The 23,566-nt window shown below is 50.1% G+C and carries 17 protein-coding genes; 10 read left to right on the top strand and 7 right to left on the bottom strand.

From position 1 onward, the window contains the following. Positions 1 to 55: 55 nt before the first annotated feature. A complete protein-coding gene (gndA, locus tag KJY73_RS16750; RefSeq protein ID WP_214344873.1) occupies positions 56 to 1,588 on the top strand; it encodes an NADP-dependent phosphogluconate dehydrogenase in 1,533 nt (510 codons plus the stop codon). A 94-nt stretch (positions 1,589 to 1,682) separates the two neighbouring features. Here the strand turns inward: gndA and KJY73_RS16745 are convergent, their stop codons facing one another. Continuing rightward, entirely contained in the window at positions 1,683 to 2,477 is a 795-nt protein-coding gene (locus KJY73_RS16745; protein ID WP_206595287.1) for a DUF2989 domain-containing protein, read from the bottom strand. A gap of 212 nt (positions 2,478 to 2,689) precedes the next feature. On the opposite strand from KJY73_RS16745, the gene KJY73_RS16740 reads away from it, so the two are divergent. The 4 genes from KJY73_RS16740 (at position 2,690) to KJY73_RS16725 (ending at position 6,472) form a co-directional block, all read left to right on the top strand. Next, the gene (locus KJY73_RS16740) at positions 2,690 to 4,147 is read left to right on the top strand and encodes a glyceraldehyde-3-phosphate dehydrogenase (protein ID WP_214344872.1); all 1,458 of its coding nucleotides are present in this window, start codon (positions 2,690 to 2,692) and stop codon (positions 4,145 to 4,147) included. A 223-nt stretch (positions 4,148 to 4,370) separates the two neighbouring features. Continuing rightward, positions 4,371 to 4,772, top strand: a complete 402-nt coding sequence (locus KJY73_RS16735; RefSeq protein WP_214344871.1) for a hypothetical protein — start codon at positions 4,371 to 4,373, stop codon at positions 4,770 to 4,772. Between the two features lie 200 nt (positions 4,773 to 4,972). Continuing rightward, positions 4,973 to 5,458 (top strand): VOC family protein, encoded by a 486-nt coding sequence (locus tag KJY73_RS16730; protein ID WP_214344870.1) that lies wholly within the window; start codon positions 4,973 to 4,975, stop codon positions 5,456 to 5,458. A gap of 399 nt (positions 5,459 to 5,857) precedes the next feature. After that, positions 5,858 to 6,472, top strand: coding sequence for a dioxygenase family protein (locus KJY73_RS16725; protein WP_214344869.1), 615 nt, complete (start codon positions 5,858 to 5,860; stop codon positions 6,470 to 6,472). A 101-nt stretch (positions 6,473 to 6,573) separates the two neighbouring features. Here KJY73_RS16725 and astB read toward each other — a convergent pair whose 3' ends face one another. Next, a complete protein-coding gene (astB, locus tag KJY73_RS16720) occupies positions 6,574 to 7,911 on the bottom strand; it encodes an N-succinylarginine dihydrolase (protein ID WP_214344868.1) in 1,338 nt (445 codons plus the stop codon). Between the two features lie 584 nt (positions 7,912 to 8,495). Between astB and topA the strand changes: the two genes are divergently transcribed. Continuing rightward, positions 8,496 to 11,132: a type I DNA topoisomerase gene (gene topA, locus KJY73_RS16715; protein ID WP_214344867.1), complete on the top strand. Its 2,637-nt coding sequence runs from the start codon at positions 8,496 to 8,498 to the stop codon at positions 11,130 to 11,132. 63 nt (positions 11,133 to 11,195) lie between these two features. Here topA and KJY73_RS16710 read toward each other — a convergent pair whose 3' ends face one another. Genes KJY73_RS16710 through KJY73_RS16695 form a run of 4 tightly spaced genes read right to left on the bottom strand, consistent with a single transcriptional unit; the run spans position 11,196 to position 15,449 of the window. Further along, positions 11,196 to 11,960: a 3-hydroxybutyrate dehydrogenase gene (locus tag KJY73_RS16710; RefSeq protein WP_214344866.1), complete on the bottom strand. Its 765-nt coding sequence runs from the start codon at positions 11,958 to 11,960 to the stop codon at positions 11,196 to 11,198. Then, the gene (locus KJY73_RS16705) at positions 11,960 to 12,955 is read right to left on the bottom strand and encodes an extracellular catalytic domain type 2 short-chain-length polyhydroxyalkanoate depolymerase (RefSeq protein WP_214344865.1); all 996 of its coding nucleotides are present in this window, start codon (positions 12,953 to 12,955) and stop codon (positions 11,960 to 11,962) included. The genes KJY73_RS16710 and KJY73_RS16705 overlap by 1 nt, the downstream gene beginning before the upstream one ends. Before the next feature lie 2 nt (positions 12,956 to 12,957). Further along, on the bottom strand, positions 12,958 to 14,103 hold the full coding sequence (locus tag KJY73_RS16700) for an E22 family MetX-like putative esterase (RefSeq protein ID WP_232848745.1): 1,146 nt from the start codon (positions 14,101 to 14,103) through the stop codon (positions 12,958 to 12,960). Between the two features lie 50 nt (positions 14,104 to 14,153). Beyond that, positions 14,154 to 15,449 (bottom strand): GntP family permease, encoded by a 1,296-nt coding sequence (locus KJY73_RS16695; protein ID WP_214344863.1) that lies wholly within the window; start codon positions 15,447 to 15,449, stop codon positions 14,154 to 14,156. 255 nt (positions 15,450 to 15,704) lie between these two features. Here KJY73_RS16695 and KJY73_RS16690 point away from each other — a divergent pair, with 255 nt between their 5' ends. Both KJY73_RS16690 and KJY73_RS16685 read left to right on the top strand, forming a co-directional pair. Next, positions 15,705 to 17,984 (top strand): TonB-dependent receptor, encoded by a 2,280-nt coding sequence (locus KJY73_RS16690; protein ID WP_214344862.1) that lies wholly within the window; start codon positions 15,705 to 15,707, stop codon positions 17,982 to 17,984. Positions 17,985 to 18,080: 96 nt separating this feature from the next. Further along, complete coding sequence (locus KJY73_RS16685) at positions 18,081 to 18,734, top strand: response regulator transcription factor (protein ID WP_214344861.1); 654 nt, start codon at positions 18,081 to 18,083, stop codon at positions 18,732 to 18,734. On the opposite strand, the gene KJY73_RS16680 is transcribed toward KJY73_RS16685, so the two are convergent. Continuing rightward, positions 18,731 to 22,066 carry a hybrid sensor histidine kinase/response regulator gene (locus KJY73_RS16680; protein ID WP_214344860.1) on the bottom strand — a complete coding sequence of 1,112 codons (3,336 nt, stop codon included), beginning with the start codon at positions 22,064 to 22,066 and terminating at the stop codon, positions 18,731 to 18,733. The genes KJY73_RS16685 and KJY73_RS16680 overlap by 4 nt on opposite strands. 202 nt (positions 22,067 to 22,268) lie before the next feature. Here KJY73_RS16680 and KJY73_RS16675 point away from each other — a divergent pair, with 202 nt between their 5' ends. Both KJY73_RS16675 and KJY73_RS16670 read left to right on the top strand, forming a co-directional pair. Beyond that, positions 22,269 to 22,862 carry a FlgO family outer membrane protein gene (locus KJY73_RS16675; protein ID WP_232848713.1) on the top strand — a complete coding sequence of 198 codons (594 nt, stop codon included), beginning with the start codon at positions 22,269 to 22,271 and terminating at the stop codon, positions 22,860 to 22,862. A gap of 11 nt (positions 22,863 to 22,873) precedes the next feature. Then, positions 22,874 to 23,536 (top strand): FlgO family outer membrane protein, encoded by a 663-nt coding sequence (locus tag KJY73_RS16670; protein WP_214344859.1) that lies wholly within the window; start codon positions 22,874 to 22,876, stop codon positions 23,534 to 23,536. The last annotated feature ends 30 nt before the right edge of the window (positions 23,537 to 23,566 follow it).

The raw sequence follows: 23,566 nt of genomic DNA, 5'->3' as shown, positions 1-23,566 counted from the left end.
CGCCGCCAATTTTTCCAGGGCCGCCTGCGCCAACCATAGATAACAGGACTTGAATATGCAGCAAGACAACCAACTATGTGACATCGGTTTTATTGGCTTGGGCGTGATGGGGAAGAATTTGACCCTGAACCTGGCTGATAACGGTTATCGTATTGCCTGTTTTGATTTGGACCAAACCAAGATCGATGCCATCATCGCGCAGGATGAAAAAGAGCGCACCGGTGATAGTGCACGTGTAGTGGGTTGCCGTTCATACACTGAACTGCTGGCCAAACTGAAAAAGCCCTGTCTGATCGTGCTGTCTGTACCTGCTGGTGAGCCGGTTGACCATGTGTGTCACCATTTAATTGATGCTGGCATCGGCGCCGATGATATCGTCGTAGATACCGGTAATAGTCTGTGGACCGACTCGGTAGAGCGCGAAAAGCAGTACAAAGGCAAGTTTATCTTTTTCTCCACCGCGGTGTCTGGTGGTGAAGTCGGCGCCAGATTCGGACCTTCCCTGATGCCTTCCGGTGACCCCTATGCCTGGACCCGCATCAAGCCAGTGTGGGAAGCGGTGGCTGCCAAAGTCGATCCTGCCACAGGTAAACCCATTGAATCCAACACCCCAGGTAAGCCGGTAAAAGAAGGTGAGCCTTGTGCAACCTATATTGGCCCGGTCGGTGCCGGTCACTACGTAAAAATGGTGCATAACGGAATTGAATATGCCGATATGCAGCTTATTTGCGAAGCCTACCAAATTATGCGCGACGGTCTGGGCATGCAAGCGGGAGAAATTGCTGCCACATTCCGTGAGTGGAATGGGGGGCTGCTAAATAGTTATCTGATTGAAATCAGTGCTGAAGTGCTGGACAAAGTGGATGAAGAAACCGGCCAACCACTGGTTGACCTTATCCTGGATAAAGCCGGCCAGAAAGGCACTGGTTTATGGACTGCGGTGAGCGCTCTGCAAGTAGGTAGTCCAGCGCAGACCATCACTCAGGCGGTATTTGCCCGCAGCATTTCCAGTCTGAAGAACGAACGTACCAAAGCGGCTGAAGTGTTGCATGGCCCAGCTAAGGTTAGCTTGACAGAAGAACAGAAACAGCGCGCCGTGCAAAACCTGCATGATGCCCTGTACTGCTCAAAAATCTGTGCTTACGCCCAGGGCTTCCAATTGATGGCCATGGCCAGTAAAGAGCAGGAATGGAAATTGGATTTTGCCCAGATTGCCAAAATTTGGCGTGCGGGTTGTATTATCCGTGCGGTATTTCTGCAATCTATCACTCAGGCATACGAGCAGAACGATAATTTGGCGAACCTGTTGTTGGATCCGTTTTTTGCCAGCCAGATCCAGAGCTTCCAGGGTAATTGGCGCCAGGCCGTGGCGGATGCCACCTTGATGGGCATCCCGTGCGCTGCCATGTCCTCTGCACTGAACTACTATGATTCATACCGTTGTGCGGTGTTACCGGCTAATTTGTTGCAAGGCCAGCGTGATTACTTTGGCGCCCATACTTTTGAGCGGGTTGATAAGCCGCAGGGCAAGAAATTTCACATTGAGTGGAGTCTGCCGGGACAGCCACAAGTGGCGATTAAACGCTAAGATTGTCGCGTAAATAAAAAAAGCCAGCTTAATGCTGGCTTTTTTATAAATATTTTTCTGAAAGTGGCTTTCAGAATTCGCTGAAAATCTTCTATTACTGCGGCGCTGAGAATTGTCCCTGTTCAATCAGCTCGACATAAGATTCTGCTTGTTTTTGGATAGGTTTAAGCTGTCTGGACTGCTGAATTAACAGCGCCTCTAAGCTGGTTAAATCCAGATCGTCCACACCAAATTCGCGGCCCGCAAAACCCCATAAATACGCCCAGTCGTATTGTTCTTCCTTCATAAACAAGCTGGTCAGGCTGCGAAAAATTTCCGGGTCTACTTCATCACCTTCTTTATACAGTTCGAGTGCATGGTACAAGAGTTGAATGGTCTTGGGACGGTCGAATTTAATGTAATAAGTGGCCAGTGCCACTTGCATTTCAGGGTATTGCAGGCGGTTGGTTTTCTCATACTCCAAAAAGTGCTTAAGCGCTTCGTCATTATGGAAGCGAGACCAATGATAGTAGAGGAGGTGAGGTGACATGGAGTCACGGGTTTCGGCGGCCAAACGTTTAAGCTCGCGCTCTGCGGTAAGCAAACCTTTGACACGTTCCGTTTTCTTTTCTTTGAGCTTGATGTGCTCAATCTGAGAGGCTTTAGCGATACACTTTTTGTACTGCTCAAAGTCCAGCAACAGATCATAGTTGAGCTTGTCTGTGGGAGTGTGGCTTTGCTCAAAACGGTGCTTGATGATGTTGGCTTTCTCGGCCCGGCACCAACCATCCGGATTTAAGTCGCTGCACATTTGTGGATTCTGCTCACAGATATCTTTGACGTTAACCTGATTAAATGTATCGCAGCCAGACAATACCAGTAGCAACAACAGGGGCGACAATCTGCCCATAATAACTCCCGGAAAATGAAAAAAGTTTACCGATAAATTCTCTATAAATCAGCAATTTTGCTTAAAGCTGAAACTTTAGCACAATTTGGCGACAGTCCCTTGTTTCATTAAAATAGCGGCCGTTTTTGACAATGCCAAGGAGCAGGCCAATTTAGAAGCCTCTTGTCAAACATAACCCTACAACATTCAATTTAGTCGTAAAGGTCGAGTGCATGAATCATCAACATGAACAAGAGTTACTCAATAGCTGGCAGGAAAGACAAGAGTTTGCAGAAAAGATGCAACCCTTGCTGGGCAAATTACATCGTGACAAAGCCATTGAGGTGACGTTATACGGCCGTCCGCTATTAGGCGCCAACAGCATCGATATCATCAAGGCCCATCGCACGGTGCGACTGCATACTGGTGAGAAGCTGCGTCTGCGTGAAAGCTGGCCTTTACTGGAAGCCATCAGCGAAATGAAGCTGGCTCCGGCGCAAATTGACTTGGGCAAATTGGCTTACAACTATCATTACGGCGAAGGCAAGGGTAAGGAGCTGCATGCATACCTGCGTGAAGAGCTGGCTGACATTGTCGACCGTGATGATGAACATGCACCTCAGGACGTTGTGCTTTACGGATTTGGCCGTATCGGACGTTTATTGGCACGTTTACTGATTGAACGTCACGGCAAAAATAACAAACTGCGTCTGCGTGCTATTGTGGTGCGCGGCGGTAAAGACGGTGATCTGGAAAAGCGTGCCAGCCTGCTGCGTCGTGATTCCGTTCATGGTCCGTTTAATGGCAGCATCACGGTGGATAAAGAGCGTAGCGCTCTTAAGGCCAACGGCGCCTATATTCAGGTGATCTATGCTAACAGCCCGGCTGAGGTGGATTACACCCAGTACGGTATCGATAACGCCATTGTGATTGATAACACTGGGATGTGGCGTGACCGCGATGGTTTGTCGCAGCACCTGCAGTCCAAAGGGGCTAAGAAAGTGTTGCTGACAGCCCCAGGTAAAGGTGACATCAAAAACATCGTATACGGTGTTAACCAGGGTGATATTGAAGCAAGTGACAATATTGTTTCTGCAGCCAGCTGTACGACTAATGCCATTACACCGGTACTGAAAGCGCTGGATGAACACTATGGCATCAAGAATGGCCATGTGGAAACCGTGCACTCTTATACTAACGACCAGAACCTGATTGATAACTTCCATAAGGCGGAACGCCGCGGTCGTGCCGCGCCGCTGAATATGGTGATTACCGAAACTGGTGCGGCTAAGGCCGTGTCTAAAGCTTATCCTAAGCTGGCCGGTAAACTGACGGGTAACGCTATCCGTGTACCTACCCCCAATGTGTCGCTGGCCATTCTGAATCTCAATCTGAATAAAGAAACCAATCGCGAGGACATCAACGAGTTTCTGCGTAAAACGGCGCTGTTCTCTGATCTGCAGCACCAGATTGATTACACCGCATCAACAGAACTGGTATCCAGTGACCTGGTCGGTTCACGTTTTGCCTCAGTAGTTGACTCACAAGCCACCATAGCCGAAGGCGACCGTACCACGCTGTATGTTTGGTACGACAATGAGTTTGGCTATAGCTGCCAGGTAATGCGCGTGGTGCAGGATATGGCAGGTCATCCTGTGCCAACCCTGCCAGCCAGCAAAAAAATTGGCTAATTTTTACTAAAACTCTTAGCTATCGAGAGAAAAGGGTAAGGCAGCAATGCCTTACCCTTTTTTATAACTGCGGTTTTATCTTTGTGGCTGGTCGTTTCGAAAATCCTAAAATGCATTCCCTTGGACCCGAATATTGCTAGTACATAAAGCTATTTTTCACGTTTACAGGTTAAATCCGTGTCGGTATGTTTGACTAATGATGTAAAAGGATTTTCGATAGTTTATGAGCACGTTTTTACGGTGGATTTTAGTCGCACCTGTCTCTCTGGTTGGATACTTTATAGCCTTGTTTTTGGGGATGGGCGTCATAATGATTGCCGAAGCGTTGTGTCCCGCTCAGTATCTGATTTCAGAAACCTGCTTTGCCCCTTATATGCAGTCTGTGGAGACTGTTTCACTGCTCTTTTTTCCTGCGCTTGCGGCAGCACTTGTTGTATTGCTCCCATATATCACAGCCCCTTCATATAAATTTCTAACCGCTTGTATTGTCTATATGACTGGTGCTGGCGTGGCTATCTATATGGGGCTGTCTACGGGTGCTTACACCAGCTTATTTGCCACGCTTATTAGCGGTGCTTTGATGCTTTATGTTGTTTATCGAACTGTCGCTTTCAGAAAAATTTAGACAGTAGGGCGATTGTTCGATGCCTATGAACCTATTGTGAGCAGATTCGGATACCTATCGAACATATCTAAATAAAACTTGGGTATTAGTGGGGTTTCAGGTCGGAATCATCGCTGTGCATGTCGAATTGTAGGTGGCCCATTCGTTTAAGCAGTAACGAGTTTTATATTCGTTGTCTGTAATCATAAGGAGAAACCACTATGACCGACATTGCCAAAAACACTATTTGCCTCTGGTATGAACGTGAAGCAGAGGAAGCGGCGCGATTTTATGCGGATATTTTTCCAGATTCTTTTGTTAAAGCCGTGCATCATGCACCTGGAGACTATCCAGCAGGACAGCAAGGGGATGTGCTAACGGTGGAGTTTAGTCTGATGGGTATTCTCTGTCTTGGCATGAATGGCGGGCCAGGGATGCAACCAAACGAGTCCTTTTCGTTTCAAGTGGCCACACAAGATCAAGAAGAAACCGACCGTTATTGGCATGCCATCGTGAGTCATGGTGGCCAGGAAAGCGAGTGTGGCTGGTGCAAAGACAAATGGGGGATTTCCTGGCAAATTACCCCGGTTGCGCTGACCAAAGCCTACACCAGCTCTGACCGACAGGCGGCTCAACGTGCGTTTAATGCCATGATGACTATGAAGAAAATTGATATAGCAGCCATAGAAGCGGCCTTTCGAGGATAAAGAAACGGGGAGCTGGTCTGATGATGGGACAGACCATGGTGGCGGAGCTCAACATACAGTAATTGTCGGCTTGTCACAGGATATGAGTCGGATAACTTATTACTAAAACTCGTAGCTATCGAGAGAATAGGGTAAGGCAGCAATGCCTTACCCTTTTTTATGGCTGGGGTTATGTGGTTTGGGTGACGGCTATGGCAAAAGCCCGGGTTGGCAGTGCATTAGGATCAGACCCCCGCTAAGATGTCTGATTCCTTTATCAAGGGGGGGTAACATTGCTTCTGTGGTTTTAGGAATGTCTGGCAATTCAAGGGATGTTCAGTAATAGATGCTAGAACATTTGCTAAGTGCGTAAAATGTGATTAATTTTGAAACAACTAAAAACTGGAAAGGAAACTAGTTATGAAATTACCTAAGGTTGTTTTGCTTTATACCTTCACTTTCGTTGCCGTGACCAGCGTTGCAGGGAAGAGTTTTGCCCAAGCCGACCCCTTCTGGCTAAAAAGTTGGAATGAAGCGCAGCAGACTCGCCCTGAAGTCATTAGTGCCAAAGGCAGAATTGCCGCTGAGGACGAGCCAGGCACGCCTTTTGTTATACATGGTCGGGTATTTACACCTGATGGCCGCACTCCTGCTCCAGGAGTTGTAGTGCACTCCTACCATAGGGATCAAAGAGGCTACGATTTTGGTTCTGAAGATAATCCGCTTACAACCTGGCGGTTACAGGGATGGGCAAAAACCGACGCCCAGGGACGATTTGAATTTCAAACTATCCGACCCGCAGCGGATTATATGGGCAGGGAAGGTGCGCATATTCACTTCACCCTTGAGTCGCCCGATTTTGGCCGGCAGTGGGCTCCGACAACTTATTTTCTAAATGATCCCCTAGTACCAGAGACGCGGATCAGGCAGTCCAGTGCGGCGGGCGACTTTGGTTGGGTACGGGAGGTAGTAACCGTTGATAATGTGCAGCAGATTAGCGTGAATATTCGCCTGAAAGACAAAGCAGACTTCTGATTTAGGCGCACATCAGTTATCAACTGATGGTGGTTCAATGTCATAGCGCTGATATGAAAACAGCGGGTATTCGACCCGCTGTTTTTCAATACTTTGGCTGATTAGCGCTGGAAGGGATACACAGAGCCCAGTTTCAGAATTTGGGTCAGTTCATCCAGGGCACTGCGTGATTCGCTCAGAAGCTGTGGGTCACGCAGGTCATCAACGCTCAGGACATCGCGGTAATGCTTGTCCACCCAAAGGTTCAGGCGTTCAAACAGGCCATCATTGATTAAGGTGTTGGGGTTGACGGCATCTACTTCTTTGTCGGTTAGCGCCACACGTAAGCGTAGACAAGCCGGGCCGCCACCATTTCGCATACTTTGCTTAACATCAAAGAAGTGAACTTGCTTGATGGGGGTACCTAAAGTGACCAGCTTGTCCAGATATCGAGCAACCGCCGGATTTTCCTGACATTCGGTGGGGGCAATAATGGCCATCTCACCATTGGGCAGGCTGATAATCTGGGTGTTAAACAAATAGGTTTTTACCGCATCTTCAACGCTGACATCACTGGTATTCACCTGAATAAAGTGCAGCTTATCGTCGCCATATTTTTGCTGGATCTCGGCCAGAGCCGCCTGGGTATTGTGGAATGCCTGCTCATGGTAGAACAGCACATTACGATTACCCACGGCTATCACATCATTGTGGAATACGCCCTGATCTATTACATCGGGGTTTTGCTGCACATACACCACACCTTCATCACTTAAGCCATGCAAGCGAGCGACGGCCTGACAAGCTTCCAGAGTCTGACGGGCAGGGAAGCGGGTAGGGGCGGGTTTGCTGCTGTCGAAGGCATGGCGGCCATAGACAAAAATTTCCACCCCGGCATGGCCATAATCGCTGCAAAGACGTGTATGGTTGGCCGCACCTTCATCACCAAAGTGTTCGTTGTCTGGCAAATGCGCGTGATGCTGGAAGAAACGTTCGTCGGCGAACGTGGCCTTTAAGATATTGCCCGTAACTTGTGGCTCAAGCGATCGGTGAAACTTGTTTGTCAGGTTGGCTGGGGTGAAATGCACACGTCCGTCAGCAGTATCGGCACTGGGTGACACGGTGGCAGCATTGGCAGTCCACATACTGCTGGCTGAACAGCAAGCCAGAAAAATCGCGGGTGCTTGTTTGGCGGCCTTTTCCAGTACCTGGCCATCGGTGCCAGTAAAGCCCAGTCTGCGCAGGGTTAATATGTCTGGGCGCTCTTGCGGTGCAAGTACCCCTTGTAGCATGCCCATATCGGCCAATGCCTTCATTTTCAGCAAGCCCTGCTTGGCGGCTTGTTTAGGACTGCTGGTTGACTTGGCATTGTTCAGTGATGCCACGTTACCGAAGGACAGGCCTGCGTAATTATGCGTTGGACCTACAAGTCCGTCGAAATTTACTTCAAACTGTTTCATTGTCTATCCGATTCCAAGCTTAGGGGTTAGCATTCCTGCGCCAGCAATAATCTCTGCTAATGGCTGCGGGCAAAAGACGGGGCCACTATAAGGTTTTCTTATGTCTCTGCCAAATGTGCACCCTGGGCTTAAGTGCTTCCCGATGCATAGTGGTTGGTTAAGGATGAATAAAGCCACTGTCTAGGCGCATAATTAACAATGCATTTCTCTACTATTCAATAGCTTAGCAGTTCTTGGGCGAATAACTCTGCAGATGAAAAAAAATTAAAAAATTTCTTTCTGATGCTGGATATTTAAGCAATTTAGCGGAATTCGGATACCTTTAAGAAAATTGAATACTTGCGTTATGGGCTCGGGTTAACGAGAATCGCCCCCGAATATAGAAGAACGCAAAGATGATAATCACTGGTAAGTTAAATGTAAGCCGGTGGTATATAAAGGAAGACGAACGGAAGTAAATCTTGTTTTCCTCTCTTATTGTGGATATATCTAAAAAATACACTCAGCGCCAAGCACGAAAACGGCGTATTTAATGCTTCCTCGGATAGGGAAGCTAGCATGAAGAATTAAGAGCAAAAGGTTATATGGCAAAATCCCTGGTAATAGTCGAGTCCCCTGCAAAAGCCAAAACAATTAATAAGTACCTGGGTAGTGACTTTATCGTCAAATCCAGTGTTGGGCATATTCGGGACCTGCCAACCAAAGCCCTGGGCAATGTACCGGGCAAAAAGTCCAGCAAAGAACTCAAGGCAATGTCCGATGCAAAGCGGGAGGCCTACCTTCGCCATCACGAATACCTGAAACTGGTAGATCGTATGGGCGTAGACCCGGAAAATGACTGGGAAGCCCACTACGAAACCCTGACCGGCAAGGAAAAGGTCGTTAGTGAGCTGAAAAAGCTGGCCAAGAATGCAGACACTATCTACCTCGCAACGGACTTGGATAGAGAGGGAGAGGCTATTGCCTGGCACTTACGTGAGCTGATTGGCGAGAAGGATAAAACCTTTAAGCGGGTGGTGTTCAACGAGATCACCAAAAACGCCATTAAAGATGCCTTTGCCCAGCCGGGTGAAGTCAATATGGACAGAGTCAATGCCCAGCAGGCCAGGCGCTTCCTGGACCGTGTAGTGGGCTTTATGGTTTCCCCGCTGCTGTGGAAAAAGATTGCCCGTGGTTTATCCGCTGGCCGTGTGCAGTCTGTGGCCGTGCGTCTGGTGGTGGAACGCGAGCGCGAAATTAAAGCCTTTGTTCCTGAAGAATACTGGGACGTACACGCTGATCTGCATAGCCAGGCAAAGCATGCATTACGCATGCAAGTGGTGAAGCAGGCGGGTGAAGCCTTTAAGCCGGTGAATAAAGCGCAAACACAGGCTGCTGTGTCACAGCTGGAAAACGCCCGCTATGAAGTGGTCAGCCGCGAATCTAAGCCTACCCAAAGTCGCCCGTCCGCGCCGTTTATTACCTCAACCCTGCAACAGGCAGCCAGCACACGTCTGGGTTTTGGGGTAAAGAAAACCATGATGATGGCGCAGCGCTTATATGAAGCCGGCCACATCACCTATATGCGTACCGACTCTACCAACTTAAGTGGTGAAGCGGTGGAAGCCTGTCGTGACTTTATCCAGGACAATTTTGGTAAAGCTTATCTGCCCGACTCAGCACTGCGTTATGGTAGCAAAGAGGGGGCTCAAGAAGCTCACGAAGCCATTCGTCCGTCTAACGTACAGGTTAAATCTGATTCTTTATCGGATATGGAGCGTGATGCGCAGCGTTTATATGAACTGATCTGGCGTCAGTTTGTAGCCTGTCAGATGACCCCGGCTAAGTATGACGCCACTACCATTCGTGTGCAGGCTGGCGAGTTTGAGCTGAATGCCAAAGGTCGGGTACTGAAGTTTGACGGTTGGACTCGTGTGCAGCCACAAGTGCGGGGTAAAGGCGATGATGATCTGACCCTGCCCGATGTCAAAGAAGGTGAAGTACTGGCGCTGGATAAGCTGGATCCCAAACAGCATTTTACCAAGCCGCCAGCACGTTTCAGTGAAGCCTCACTGGTCAAAGAGCTGGAAAAACGGGGTATTGGCCGCCCGTCTACCTACGCCAGTATCATTTCTACCATTCAGGACCGCGGCTACGTACGTCAGGAAAATAAGCGATTCTACGCTGAGAAAATGGGTGAGATCGTCAATGACAGGTTGATGGAGAATTTCCAGGATCTGATCAGTTATGACTTTACCGCCAATATGGAACAGCATCTGGATGAAATTGCCGAAGGCAAGCTGTTCTGGAAACAGGTGCTGAATGAATTTTACGGTGACTTCTATCAGAAGTTGCTGCAAGCGGAAAAACCGTCCGACGAAGGCGGAATGCGTTCCAATGAAGCGGTGATGACTGACATCGCCTGTGCCAAGTGTGGCCGGCCAATGACCATTCGTACTGCTAGTACTGGGGTGTTCATGGGCTGTTCTGGCTATGCCTTGCCGCCTAAAGAGCGTTGTACGCATACCATGAACCTGACCTCCGGCGACGAAGTGGTTAAGGTTGAAGATGACGATGAGCTGGAAACCGAAGTACTGCGTGCCAAGCGCCGCTGTGATTTGTGCGGTACCGCCATGGACAGTTATCTGATTGATGAAGGTCGCAAGCTGCATGTTTGTGGTAACACGCCGATTTGTAAGGGCTTTGCGGTAGAGCAGGGCACCTTCAAGATCAAAGGCTATGACGGCCCCCTGATTGAGTGTGATCGCTGTGGCTCTGATATGGAGCTGAAAAACGGCCGCTTCGGCAAATACTTCGGCTGTACCAACGAGGCTTGTAAGAATACCCGTAAGCTACTGAGAAATGGTGAGGCGGCTCCGCCTAAGGAAGACCCGGTTGATTTGCCTGAGCTGCCTTGCAGCAAGTCTGACGCGCATTTTGTGTTGCGGGATGGGGCGTCTGGTATTTTCCTGGCGGCACATAACTTCCCTAAATCCAGGGAAACCCGCGCACCGCTGGTGGAAGAGTTGGCGCGTTTTAGAGACCGTCTGCCCGAGAAATTCTTCTATCTGGCTGATGCACCTAAGCAGGATCCAGATGGCAATAAGGCCCTGGTGCGTTTTTCACGTAAGACCAAACAGCAATACGTGATGACTGAAACCCCTGAGGGTAAAGCCACTGGTTGGAGTGCCTGGTTTAAAGATGGCAAATGGTCATCAGACGACAAACGTAAAAAGTCCTAACAGATAGACAATAAAAAATGCCGGCGACTTGCCGGCATTTTTGTTTTTAACAGTGTGTTCGCGTTAGCGAGCAGTCCAGCCACCGTCTAATACCAGTGTTTGACCACAAATGTTTTTGGCCGCATCAGACAGCAGAAACGCGGCGCTGCCAGCCAGTTCATCAATGCCAATAAAGGCCTTCTTCGGCATAGGCTCGAGCATGATTTTGTTTACTACCTCTTCTTCACTCATGGCATTTTCCCTGGCCTGTGCAGCGATTTGCTGTTCAACCAGCGGGGTTTTTACATAAGAAGGGCACAAGGTATTAATGGTGATGTTCTGCTCACCCAGTTCCAGCGCCATGGTTTTGGCAAAGCCCAACAGACCGTGCTTTGCAGCGACGTAAGCGGATTTGTAGGGAGATGCCACCAAAGAGTGAATAGAGCCGACGTTGATAATGCGACCAAAATTACGCGCTCGCATTCCGGGTAAAAAAGTTTGGGTTAGCAGCGCCGGGCCAACCAGCATCACGTTGATAAGCTGTTGCCACTTGGCTGGGGGAAAGTCCTCAAGGCGTGACACATGTTGTATTCCGGCATTGTTTATTAGTACATCCACTTCAAGGGGGGCAAGGCGCTCGGGTAGGCTGGCAATTTGTTCTGCATCGGCCACATCCAGCGCAATTGCCCTGGCATTGATCCCCTCTGCGTTAAGTTGCTGGCAAGCGCGCTGTGCGGCGTCTAACTGAATATCCGCGATAACTAATTGGTGCCCCAGTGTGCCGAGATGTTGAGCAATACCCAAACCTATACCACTGGCACCGCCGGTAATGAAAATTGTGCGCTGCATTAGTTTACTCCCGCCAATGCGTTAATCATGTGTTCCACGGCCTGAATCTGCGGACCTTGCTTGGTGGCATATTTGTCGTTGGTATAACCCCACCAATCCCAGCAAGCTTGTGGATTTAGTGGCATCAGGGTGGACTGCTTGGTTTGCGGATAAAGCACCACAGTATTGTGTTTGTCGGCCCATTGGTTAATACCGGTGAGACGGGCATAGTCGTTACCTACGGCTTCAATATTCTGATTGCAGCCATGAAAGCTCACATGCACCTGACAGGACTGACCTGCGGCACAATTAGCCGGTACGTACAAAAATGCCTGGTCGGCCATACCTGAGGCATGCTCTCCGCCGAGTTTTTGTTGGTCAATACTGATGAGATTGCCGGGTTTGTCCACGCTATGCTCGCTGGCATCCGGGCTGATAAAACTCAGCATGTCGCTGGCAGCATCAAAACCACAGTTGCCAATAAAAGGTGACTTAGAGGTACTGCATTCGCTGCCTTGCTCCTTGGTAGGGAACAAGTGGGCAAATGGCTTGTCGCTGAGATACTTAACCTGCGCTTCACCAACCCAGCCTTGATATTGCTCAGCCAGTGCATCGGCCACAGGCTGAATGATCTTTTCATCCAGGGTGCCTCGTAGCAGCCACACTTTGTCGCCTTTTAGTCCCTCGGCCGGGTCAACCAAGGCTTCGCTGCGCCAGCCATCCAGGATGGCTTGAATGTCCTCAAGCGGGATTGCCCCTTCCTGTTTGTTTACGCATTGATTCAGCGCAGTCAGAATGCTGTTACGGGCGCAATAGTAAGGACCGGCCGCAATAACCCCGACACCGCTGACCCAGTTGCTGTGGGCCAGGTGAAACTGGCTGGCCATATAGCCGCCACTGGATAGACCGGACAAGGTAATCTGCTGTATGTCCAGATTAAGTTTAGGTACCTCGGCGTATGCCAAAGAGCTGGTCAGTGCAGATAAAGCCAGGGTACGAATAAGTGATGTCTTCATGATTAATCCTGCATAAGAAAACGTTGGATTTGGTCGGCCACCTGGCTGATGTTGGCTACGCCATCCAGATGCCCCATCGGGCCGACGATAGGCACCAGGGTTGAGTTTTTACCGGCTTGAAGCAGTGCCTGATGAGGTTGTTCGGCCAGGTAAGGCATCAGCAGTAAGTCATGGCTGGCCGGAATAAACAGGGTTTTGGCTTTTACCTGCTGCATGGCCTCGGCCAGCGGTTTGTCCTGACCGGCCAAAAACAGCTGACTGGCACGTATCAAATAGAGCACATGGTTGGCGTCGGTAACTTTAGCCCTGGCCGCTGCCATATTGCGTAGCCAGTTTACCACCTGATGGGATTGGTGAATGTCAGCCAAAGGGGCTTCTTCCAGGCTTTGGTGCTGGGGATTGCTGCTATTGATAAAATCCGGATACAACGCTTGCTGGGTAAGTAGCATCAACCCTGTGGTTAAGCCTGCCAGTGGTGGCTCGCCTTGATAATAGTTTCCCTGATTCCAGTTGGGATCCACCTTAATGGGTAGACCCCATTGTTCAAGCGCCGCCACTGTCCAGGCATCGGACTGCCCGGCACCTATGACAGAAATCATACGGGGTATCCAATCCGGATAGGTGGTTGCCCACTCCAGCGCCTGCATTGAGCCCATAGAGGGGCCGGCAACGGCATACAGCTTAGTGATGCCCATGGACTCAAGCAGGGCTTTTTGCACATTGACAAAATCACGGATAGTGACCACCGGGAAGGCCAGACCCCATGGCTTGCCTGTATCTGGATTGATGGTAGCAGGGCCTGTGGTGATCACATTGGGGTCATGGGCGTTGAAGTTAACTAAGGTGTCGACACTCAGCACAAAGAACTTGTTGGTATCTATGGCTTTGCCCGGTCCGATAATGGCATCCCAGTAGCCTGGGGTTGCATCATCAGGCTGATATTTTCCGGCCGCATGGGAGCTACCGGAAAAAAAGTGAGTAATCAAAATCACGTTAGATTTGTCAGCATTGAGCGAGCCATAGCTTTCATAGCCCACTTGCAACTGCTTGATGGTTTTGCCACCAAAAGTAGTAAATTCAGGGAGTTCAAAGCGCTGCTTTTGGGTTAGCAGCTCTGAAGCAAAGCACTGGGTATGAAGCAGCAGCATAAGTGCAATCCACCATTTTCCTTGGGTTAAACGCATGTTGATTTTCACTCCTAGAACCAGTTGAACAGGGCGACGGCCATGGCCAGTCCAATCAGCGGTACCACAACCGTCAGTGCACCCACTGACCAGTAAGCCCGTTGATGGGTTTCATGGCAGATAGCACGAATGGTGGTGACCACATAACCGTTGTGCGGCAGGGAATCCAGCGCACCTGATGAAATAGACACAATGCGGTGCAGTTGCTCGGGGTCCACGCCCTGATCGATATAGTGAGGACCGATTAAGGGCAGGGCAATGGCCTGACCGCCTGAAGCTGAGCCGGTTAAACCCGCCACTACGCTGACGGCCACTGCGGCACCGATTAATTCATTGCCGGGCAGACTGGTCATCACTTCCACTGCCGATTGAAAGGCGGCGGTGGACTTGGCAATAGTGCCAAAGCCCACCACGGCGGCGGTATTGCCAATGGCCACTAAGGCGCCTGTGGTACCCATGCCAATAGCGGCGTTGAGGTTATGGAAGTGTTTATAGTTAATCACCATCAGGGTCAGTACCCCACCGCCCAGTGCCACAATCAGTGCCATCTGTTGCAGGCTTTCATGCAAGGTAAAGGACAAGATCAGCACCACCAAGAGCGGAAACAGGCCCGTCAATGGGTGCGGGTAGTCACGCTCGGCAATCACTGGGTCTTCGGGTTTAGCATCAAAGGCCTCACCGTTGGCAACGGCTTTGCCAATCATGCGTTTTAGCCACCAGTAGCCGAAACTTGCCATAAAGATGGCTACCACTAAGCTGACTTCCCAAGCCGCAAAAGGCGAGGTACCCAGGTACTTTATGGGGATCCAGTTTTGGATTTCCGGGGAGCCGGCCGAGGTCATGGTAAAGGTCACTGAGCCGAACGCCAGAGCCGCTGGAATAAAGCGTCGGGGCAGATTGGCGTCTTTAAACAAACTCAGCGCCATAGGGTAGACCGAAAAGGCCACCACAAACACACTGACACCGCCGTAGGTCAAGATGGCACAAGCCAAAACCACGGCGGCAACGGCGTGTTGCATACCCAGTTTATCGATGATCCAGCGGGCTACAGCATCGGCTGCACCCGTGTCTTCCATAAATTTGCCGAACAAAGAGCCGAGCAAAAACATAAAAAACCACGAGGCAATGAAACCGGAGAAACCATTCATATAAGTGACGACAAAGTTCCCGTCACCAATAAACACCGGTAAACCACTGGTCAGCGCAACTATCAGGGCGCAAAGCGGCGCGGCAATAAACAGGTTCATTCCGCGAATGGTCAGAATTATCAGCAGTACCAGACCACCGACCAGACCTATTAAACTCAACATAAGCTGTCCTTTATTCGTATACCTGTTATCTGTCAGGTTCGTTAACCTTGGAGCAGCGGGAACACAGTCCTTACTCCGGTGACCTTTGTTAACTAAATACAGGACACAAGGATTGTGAGCCAGGAGACGGGCAGCGCCCATAGTACTATGGTACAGAATACCTTTTCGCCACTTTGTTCTAGAGTACCCATGACCTTGTTAACAAATGCAACAAAAAATCAACAACCAGATTGCAAGCATGGGAAGATGAAGCATATGAAACTCTCAAATAGAACATCCTGCGCCCTGGCCGTAGCCGCCGCATTAGCCAGTTTACCTGCTGTAGCCCAGGAGGCGGAGAAAGCTGCCAAAGGGTTGGAGCGCATCGAAGTTACCGCCCGTAAGACGGTGGAAAGCATTCAGGAAGTACCGGTTGCCGTTACCTCGGTCGGTGCTGTAGAGCTGGCCGAAAAAGGTATCAGCACTGTGGTTGAAGTGCAGCAAATGTCGCCCAATACCACATTACAAAAAAGCCGAGGCACTAACTCCACCCTTACTGCCTTTATTCGTGGTGTAGGTCAGGAAGATCCACTCTGGGGTTATGAGCCCGGTGTCGGTATTTATGTGGATGATATCTACATGGCAAGACCGCAAGGTGCGGTGCTGGATATCCTCAATGTTGAGCGTGTTGAGGTATTGCGCGGTCCGCAGGGCACGCTGTATGGAAAAAACACTATAGGTGGCGCGGTTAAGTATGTCACCAAGCAAATGACCGGTGATACTGAACTATCTGTTAAAGGTACGGTAGGTAGCTATGGTCAAAAGGATCTTAAGTTCAGCGGTCAGCTTCCTCTGCTTGAAGACAAGCTGTATTTGGGGGTTGGGTACGCCAATCTGAATCGCGACGGCTTTGGTAGCTTTCTGACCTCCGCGTTGGATGGCCAGGACCGTGAAAACTACAACAAAGACCTGCAGGCCTATCGTTTGACGCTGGAATACCAGCCCACTACCGATCTGTTTGTCAGGTTGAATTACGATAAAACCGAAGATAAATCTAACGCGAAAGGCGGCTATCGCCTGCTACCCAGTATTCTCACTGATGCACCAGTGCCAGACAGCAAATATGACTCTTACACCAGTTTGCCTACCTGGAATAAGGTGGAAAACGAAGGCCTGAGCCTGACTATCGACTGGGAAATCAACGATGAGTTTGCGTTCAAGTCGATTACTGCACGTCGTGAAGGCTACTCGCCAACCAATATCGATTTTGACAACACCTCGCTGCGCATTTTTGACGTACCGGCCATTTATGACGATGAGCAGTTTACCCAGGAATTCCAACTAAACTATCAAACCGATGGGTTTAAGATGGTTTCAGGCTTGTACTACTACACCGCCGATTCCTGTGGTCAGTTTGAAGCCATTCTGGATGTGCTGGGGCAAACCGCTTTTGGCACCCCCGGCCTGACCCGTGAAGTGCGCGGGTGCAGCAACGGCGACAGTATTGCGGCGTATGCTCAGGGCACCTATGATTTGACCGACAAGCTGTCGTTGACGGCTGGATTGCGTTACACCAAAGATGAAAAGGAAGCGACCGTGTATAACGGTCTGGTATTCACCACGGTTTACCCTGAAAGTGGCTGGGTGCCAGGCTACGTACGCGATGAAAACCTTATCAATGCGTCAGTTCCTAAAGTGCTGGATGACAAGGACGACTGGTCACGCCTGACGCCTAAACTGGGTCTGGAGTATCAGTACAGTCGTGACATGATGTTCTACGCCAGTTATGGTCAGGGCTTTAAATCCGGTACCTTTAACCCTCGTGCCAGTGGCCCGGAGATTGCGGCTGATCCAGAGATTGTTGATTCATTTGAAATCGGCATGAAGAGTGATTGGAACAACACCGTCCGCTTTAACGCCACATTGTTTATGCTGGACCACAAGGACAGACAATATATCTCTGTGATTCCGGATCCCAATGATTCGTCGGTGCTGAACCAACGTTTGGGCAACATAGGTAGTTCGGAAGCCAAAGGTGCCGAAATTGAGCTGACAGTGGCAGCCAGCGATGATTTGAAAATCTTCGCCAACCTTGGTTACATTGATGCCGATTTTAAAGAAGTATTGTCTTATGTAGACCCCAATACGCCTATCGATATCTCTGATCGTTATAGTGTGACCAATACCCCGGAAGTAACGGCAAGCCTTGGTTTTAACTACACTATTGCTTCCTCCATGGGCGATTTTATTGTCAACGGTAACTACTACTACCGTAGTGAATACGACTTGGTGGAGCTCGACAACTTATTGAGCCAAGATAGCTACGGCCTGGTGAACCTGGGGATCAACTGGTACAGCGACGATGGTCACTGGACGGTTGGCTTGCATGGTAAGAACCTGACGGACGAAGAGTATCTGGTCGGTAATTATGCCTTTATCGCCAAAGATCCTGCCAACCCTGGCAACTATATTCCAGGTTTAGGCGGCGACCATACGCTGATTGGTTATTACGGCGACCCCAGAACCTTCAGCCTGACAGTAGGTTATCGTTTCTAATCGACAGGAAATTAACAGGGGCGGATTTTCCGCCCCTTCTTGATCTGATTGCCAACCTGAAAGATAGTTAGGGCCCCGGAGCCAAGTATTACCATTATGACCAGTCAAGCCAGAGCCATTATTGCCGATGATCACCCTTTGTTTCGCAGTGCCATGAAGCAAGCCATGCAGGCCGCCCTGGGCGGTGAGATCCTGGAAGCGGCGAATCTGGACGAAACCTTATCTACCCTGGCTGCACATGCCTCAATAGAGCTGGTATTTCTGGATCTGAATATGCCTGGTAATCAGGGCTTAACCGGTTTGACCAGCCTGCGCAACGCTTACCCCGGTGTACAGGTTTTGATTGTCTCAGCAGAGGAAGACCCGGATATCATCCGTCGCGCGCTGGACTTTGGCGCCAGTGGCTATTTACCCAAATCGGCGCCGCTGGAATGTATTGCTCAGGCAGTGGCAGCGGTACTCGACGGTGAACAATGGCTGCCGGATGGGATGCAGATTGAGCAAAATAGTGGCCCGGCTACTGCCGAGCGTGACTTTGCCGATAAGCTTAACCAGTTAACCCCGCATCAGTTTAAGGTGCTGAAAATGGTGGCGGATGGGCTGTTAAACAAACAGATCGCCTGGGAATTGCAGGTCCAGGAAACCACTATTAAACAGCATGTATCGGCTATTTTGCGAAAGCTCGAAGTGATTAACCGTACGCAGGCGGGCGTATTGTTTAAGCAATTTATGCAGCCCGATGGGCGTTAAAGTATCTGCTTAATCAGACGTTTAAGTGCCCCGGCTTTAACCGGCTTATGTAAAAAGCTGAACCCCGCCTCAATGGCTTGCGAGCGAATAATTTCATCATGGTTGGCCGAGTTTAAGATAGTGGGGATTTTGCCTCGCCACTGATGATACAACTGCTGGGCCAAATCTGTGCCTATGGCACCATGATCCAAATGATAATCCATGAGTAACAAGTCTGGCGCATTCGGCATTTGCTGCAGCGCCTGGCTACCGTTAGATGCGGTGGTGACCTGTGCGCCCCACTGCTCAAATAGCTGGCTCATGGCGGTAAGCACCTGCTTTTCATTATCCACTAACAGCACCGATTTGCCGCTTAACCACTGAGCGTTGTCAGTGACCTCGGCTACCGGTGTTATCTGCTTGCGATGGGCCGAGGTAGCTTGCTCTATTTCCACCGCAAAACAGCTCCCTTTACCCAAGACTGAGTTTAGGATCAGGTTGTGGCCAAGCAGTTTACTGATGCGTTCTACTATGGTCAGTCCAAGGCCTAAGCCTTGTTTGTTGCTTTTCTGCAGCTGGTGGAATTCGTCAAATATTTCCTGCTGCTGGGCTTTGGCAATACCCGGCCCGGTATCCCATACCTGCAACAACAGTTTACCTTGACGTCGCCTGACACCAACCACAACCTTGCCGTGCTCGGTGTAACGGACGGCGTTGGACACCAGGTTTTGAATAACACGGCGTAGCAGCTTTTTATCTGAGCTGACAAACAGACGGGTGGGCTGATAGTGCAGGTCGAGCTGTTTTTGTCCAGCAATCAGGCTGAATTCCGCCATCAGCGGGTCCAGGATCTCACTTAAGGCAAATGACTGACGGTTTACTTTTAAGATACCGGAGTCCAGTCTGGTCATATCCAGTAGCATCGACAGCAGCTCTTCTGCGTTATTTAAAGATTGCTGCAGGCCACTGGCTAATTCTTCCAAGGGCGTTGCGCGGCTTTGCTGAGCAATCATACCCGCAAACAAAGTGGCGGCATTAAAAGGTTGCATAAGGTCGTGTCCGGCCGCAGCCAGAAACTTGGTTTTACTGTCATTGGCGCGATCGGCTGCCAGCTTGGCTTGTTGTAACTGTTCGGTACGCTCGGCAACCCTCAGCTCGAGACTTTGCTTGGCGTCTTCTAAAGCCCGCTGGGTTTGCACGTGCTCGGTAATATCCGCATAAGTGGTAACAAAACCACCGCCTGGCATGGGATTACCCTGTAATTCAATAACCCGGCCATCGGGCTGACTGCGCAGGTACTTATAGCTGCTACCCTGACGAATATGGTTCAGGCGCTTGACTACCTCAGTATCGATATCGGAAATATCACCCAACATGCCGCGCCTGGCGTTAAAACGCAGCAGCTCTTCCAGTGGCAGGCCAGCGCGAATAAACCCCTCTGGGTAGTTAAACATGCTGATATAGCGGCTGTTCCAGGCAAGCAGCTTGAGGTGACGGTCAACCACACTGATGCCTTGTTCAATATGCTCCACGGAGGACTGCAATAATTCATGGTTAAACTGATAGTTCTGGCTGGCTTCTTCCACCAGACCAACCAACTCTTCAAGTGGCACGCTGTGTTGCTCGGTTAAGGCCGAGAGTAAGATTCGCGCCCCGGCGTTACCCACCTGAGCGGCCAATTCACGTTCAACACGGCGAATCAACTGGCCGCTGGCATAGGCCTGCTGATCGCTGTCCATGATGCTGTTTTGCAGGCGGGTTTGTTGCTTCTCGGAGAGAATTTTCTGGCTCACCGCGAGCAAGGTACTGATTCGGATGGTGGGCACAGATTGCTGAGTGGCGCGCTCTGCACTGGGCTGCTTGAAGCGCCCGCGCAGCAGGTTCATAAGCACAAATACCACTAGGTTGATGCTCAAACTGAATATCACACCCAGGCTCATGTCGTGATCGCTGGGCACGGACTCAAAATAATAGCTGGCCTTGATACTGGGCCACAGCAGCCATACTACCCAGCCGCTGCAGCCAGCAAGGATACCGGCGACTGCCGCCAGGCGGCTGCTGCGCTGCCAATACAGCGCAAACAACATAGCTGGAGCCAGTTGCGCTAGCAGTGCCATGGCAATGATGCCGCTGTTGACCAAGGGCGCGGCCTGACTCAGATACTGAGAATACAAATATGACAGGCCAATCACCAAAATAACCGTCAGGCGGCGGATACCGAGCAGCACGGATGGGCGTAAGACTTGTTGCTGATCGGCGCGAAAATGTAGCTTCAGCCAAAGTGGGGTGATCAGGTTATTCGCCATCATCACCCCCATAGCAAGGGTGGCCACAATGATCATACTGGATGCCGCGGATAAACCGCCAATAAAGGCCACCAGGGCAGACCAACTGCTGTCGGCCAGCATAGGTAGTGCCAGCACATAAGTATCGGCGTTGGTATCGGGCAACAGCAGCTTGCCGGCCAGGGCAATAGGCAGGACAAACAAGTTAATGGCGAGCAGATACAAGGGAAACAGCCAGCGGGAGCGCTTGAGTTCCAGCTCGCCGTTATTCTCGATGTAGTTAACGTGGAACTGACGAGGCAGGCAGAACATTGACAAAAAGCCCAGCAGCATATGGCAAAGATAAACCAAAGGGGCACTGTCTTGACCTGTCAAAATCGGCCGGGTTTGCGGGTTGAGCTGTACTTGTCCCAGCAAATCCAGTACCCCGTCAAACATCTGGTAACAGACAAACAAGCCGACCAGCACTAATGCCAGCATTTTAACTAATGATTCAAAGGCTATGGTCAGCATCAGGCCGGGATGTTTTTCGGTCAGACTCAGACTACGGGTACCAAACAAAATGGCAAAAATCGCCATTAACAAGGCCACATAAAAGCTGATGCCGCCTGGCCACTGGGTTTGGTCGGTGGCCAGCAGGCTGACACTGGTGGTAACGGCGTCAAGCTGCAGAGCAGTGTAGGGGACTACACCAATAAAGCAGATAAGGGTGACAAAAGCGGCAACAAAGTGCGAATGCTTGTACTGGCTGCCGATAAAATCTGCCAGCGAGCTGATGTTGTGCTGCTGACACCAGCGAATAATCCGCACTAACAAGGGGTAGCCCAGTGCAAAGGCCACCACGCTGCCTACATAAGTCGGGGTAAAGGCCCAGCCATAAGTGGCCGATTGTGCGGTGGTGCCAAAAAAGGCCCAGGATGTGCAGTGTACGCCCAGTGCCAGGCTGTAGATGAGTGGCCGCTGTTTATGACTGGCTGCGCCATGAAAACGATCGCCCCAAAACCCTACCGCAAACAGCAAGGATAAATAAACTATCGCTAACAGGGTTAGAAGCCAGATGCTGAACATAATGCAACAGTATGAAAAATAAGGGCTTTGTTACTATACGATGGGCTGCCGGTGATTGCTATAGGGGAATGGCTCAGACTACATTTTTACAGGAGGCATGCTGTTCACCCTGGTTAAATCATACTCAATGTCATGATTGGCGTAAAAATTGCGTAGTTAAGGCCAAGTTGATTCGCTTGTGAGCCAAGGGGCGTTAATTAATATGGCGAAAAGATCAAATACCGCATTTGGATGTTTGCTGCTAGGCCTGGCACTAATGGCTGGCTGTGCCAGTCAAACCACCAGTCTACCCGTTGAATCAACTGTTCAATCGGGTAACCTGCATGCTCAGGTTGAGCGTCTAGCCAGACAATTATTTGACACATCGGGTCGGATTAACCCTGATGCACCTTTGGCGGTTGGCACAATACTGCCCTCGCATCTGCAAAACGGCAAAAGTTTGCCGGAATTCCAGGCGTTGGGAGTGCAGATCCAGGAAAGCCTGGTGACATTTTCTACCCAGGCCGGACTCAATGTCGTCGAATTTAAAGCCTTACCTGCGGTGCATATCACTGCAGGGCAGGACGTAATGCTGTCACGGGATGTTGAGGCTTTAAGTTCAGAAGTCAATTTGCAATACCTATTGACCGGTACCTACTCAGAGCAGGAGCAAAGTTTGCTGGTTAACCTGCGATTGATTGAGTTGCCATCAAAACGCCTGCTCGCCGCTGCTACTGATTACCTGCCTAAAGATGTTGCCTGGGCGCAAGGTAAGGTAACCAGCCGTAATCAAATGCTTTATCGGGGTGAGTACTAGTGGGGAATAGCATGAAGAATATTTGTTTAACCGCGGCATGTATTGCTGTTATGGCTGGCTGCTCTGCAAGCCCCGACCAGACTCAAGCGGACGCACAAATCTCAGCCGCTCACCAGGCCAGTTTGGGGTTCGGAGAGCAGTATAAGCACCAGTTTTTAACGCAACAGGTGGGAAACAAAGCAGAACGTGCATCACCGCAATTGCATAATATCAACCACTATGTCCGCGGTATCATGCAGGAACTGGTAAATAACCTTCAGTACGTTACCTCCAGCACACCTATGGCGGTGAGTAGTTTCGTATTTGTTGATGGGGCATTCGATCAAGCGAGTTTGTTAGGCAATCAAATTGCTGAGAGTTTTATCCACGAGATACACCAGTTCGGTATTCCTGTGATTGATATCAAGGCAAGCGACTTCATTCGCATCACGGAACAAGGTGACTTTGTACTCACCCGGGACTACCTGGAAGTCTCAGCGACCCAGCCAATTGAGTATGTAGTCACTGGAACACTGGCCAAACATCAAGGTGGCTACTTGGTGAATGCACGGGTTGTGGGAATGAAGTCCAAAGCGGTGGTTGGTTCTGCGCAGGGGTTCCTGCCCGCAGAGATTGCCAACGCACTGCTTAATAGTGGCAAGCCAGCCGAAGGCGTGAAGCTGATTAAAGGCTAGCTTCAAAGAGAATTGAGTTTATTTGACCAG

The organism is Bowmanella yangjiangensis, from assembly GCF_018531185.1.
In the GTDB taxonomy this organism is placed as follows: Bacteria; Pseudomonadota; Gammaproteobacteria; order Enterobacterales; family Alteromonadaceae; genus Bowmanella; species Bowmanella yangjiangensis.
Note: the sequence above shows the minus strand (reverse complement) of the source record. Positions and strands in the feature narration are given on the sequence as shown.

What these genes read in the sequence shown, in the direction of transcription:
- gndA (WP_214344873.1), top strand. Translation starts at nt 56, where the DNA reads ATGCAGCAAGACAACCAACTATGTGACATCGGTTTTATTGGCTTGGGC.
- KJY73_RS16745 (WP_206595287.1), bottom strand. Translation starts at nt 2,477, where the DNA reads ATGGGCAGATTGTCGCCCCTGTTGTTGCTACTGGTATTGTCTGGCTGC.
- KJY73_RS16740 (WP_214344872.1), top strand. Translation starts at nt 2,690, where the DNA reads ATGAATCATCAACATGAACAAGAGTTACTCAATAGCTGGCAGGAAAGA.
- KJY73_RS16735 (WP_214344871.1), top strand. Translation starts at nt 4,371, where the DNA reads ATGAGCACGTTTTTACGGTGGATTTTAGTCGCACCTGTCTCTCTGGTT.
- KJY73_RS16730 (WP_214344870.1), top strand. Translation starts at nt 4,973, where the DNA reads ATGACCGACATTGCCAAAAACACTATTTGCCTCTGGTATGAACGTGAA.
- KJY73_RS16725 (WP_214344869.1), top strand. Translation starts at nt 5,858, where the DNA reads ATGAAATTACCTAAGGTTGTTTTGCTTTATACCTTCACTTTCGTTGCC.
- astB (WP_214344868.1), bottom strand. Translation starts at nt 7,911, where the DNA reads ATGAAACAGTTTGAAGTAAATTTCGACGGACTTGTAGGTCCAACGCAT.
- topA (WP_214344867.1), top strand. Translation starts at nt 8,496, where the DNA reads ATGGCAAAATCCCTGGTAATAGTCGAGTCCCCTGCAAAAGCCAAAACA.
- KJY73_RS16710 (WP_214344866.1), bottom strand. Translation starts at nt 11,960, where the DNA reads ATGCAGCGCACAATTTTCATTACCGGCGGTGCCAGTGGTATAGGTTTG.
- KJY73_RS16705 (WP_214344865.1), bottom strand. Translation starts at nt 12,955, where the DNA reads ATGAAGACATCACTTATTCGTACCCTGGCTTTATCTGCACTGACCAGC.
- KJY73_RS16700 (WP_232848745.1), bottom strand. Translation starts at nt 14,103, where the DNA reads ATGCTGCTGCTTCATACCCAGTGCTTTGCTTCAGAGCTGCTAACCCAA.
- KJY73_RS16695 (WP_214344863.1), bottom strand. Translation starts at nt 15,449, where the DNA reads ATGTTGAGTTTAATAGGTCTGGTCGGTGGTCTGGTACTGCTGATAATT.
- KJY73_RS16690 (WP_214344862.1), top strand. Translation starts at nt 15,705, where the DNA reads ATGAAACTCTCAAATAGAACATCCTGCGCCCTGGCCGTAGCCGCCGCA.
- KJY73_RS16685 (WP_214344861.1), top strand. Translation starts at nt 18,081, where the DNA reads ATGACCAGTCAAGCCAGAGCCATTATTGCCGATGATCACCCTTTGTTT.
- KJY73_RS16680 (WP_214344860.1), bottom strand. Translation starts at nt 22,066, where the DNA reads ATGTTCAGCATCTGGCTTCTAACCCTGTTAGCGATAGTTTATTTATCC.
- KJY73_RS16675 (WP_232848713.1), top strand. Translation starts at nt 22,269, where the DNA reads ATGGCGAAAAGATCAAATACCGCATTTGGATGTTTGCTGCTAGGCCTG.
- KJY73_RS16670 (WP_214344859.1), top strand. Translation starts at nt 22,874, where the DNA reads ATGAAGAATATTTGTTTAACCGCGGCATGTATTGCTGTTATGGCTGGC.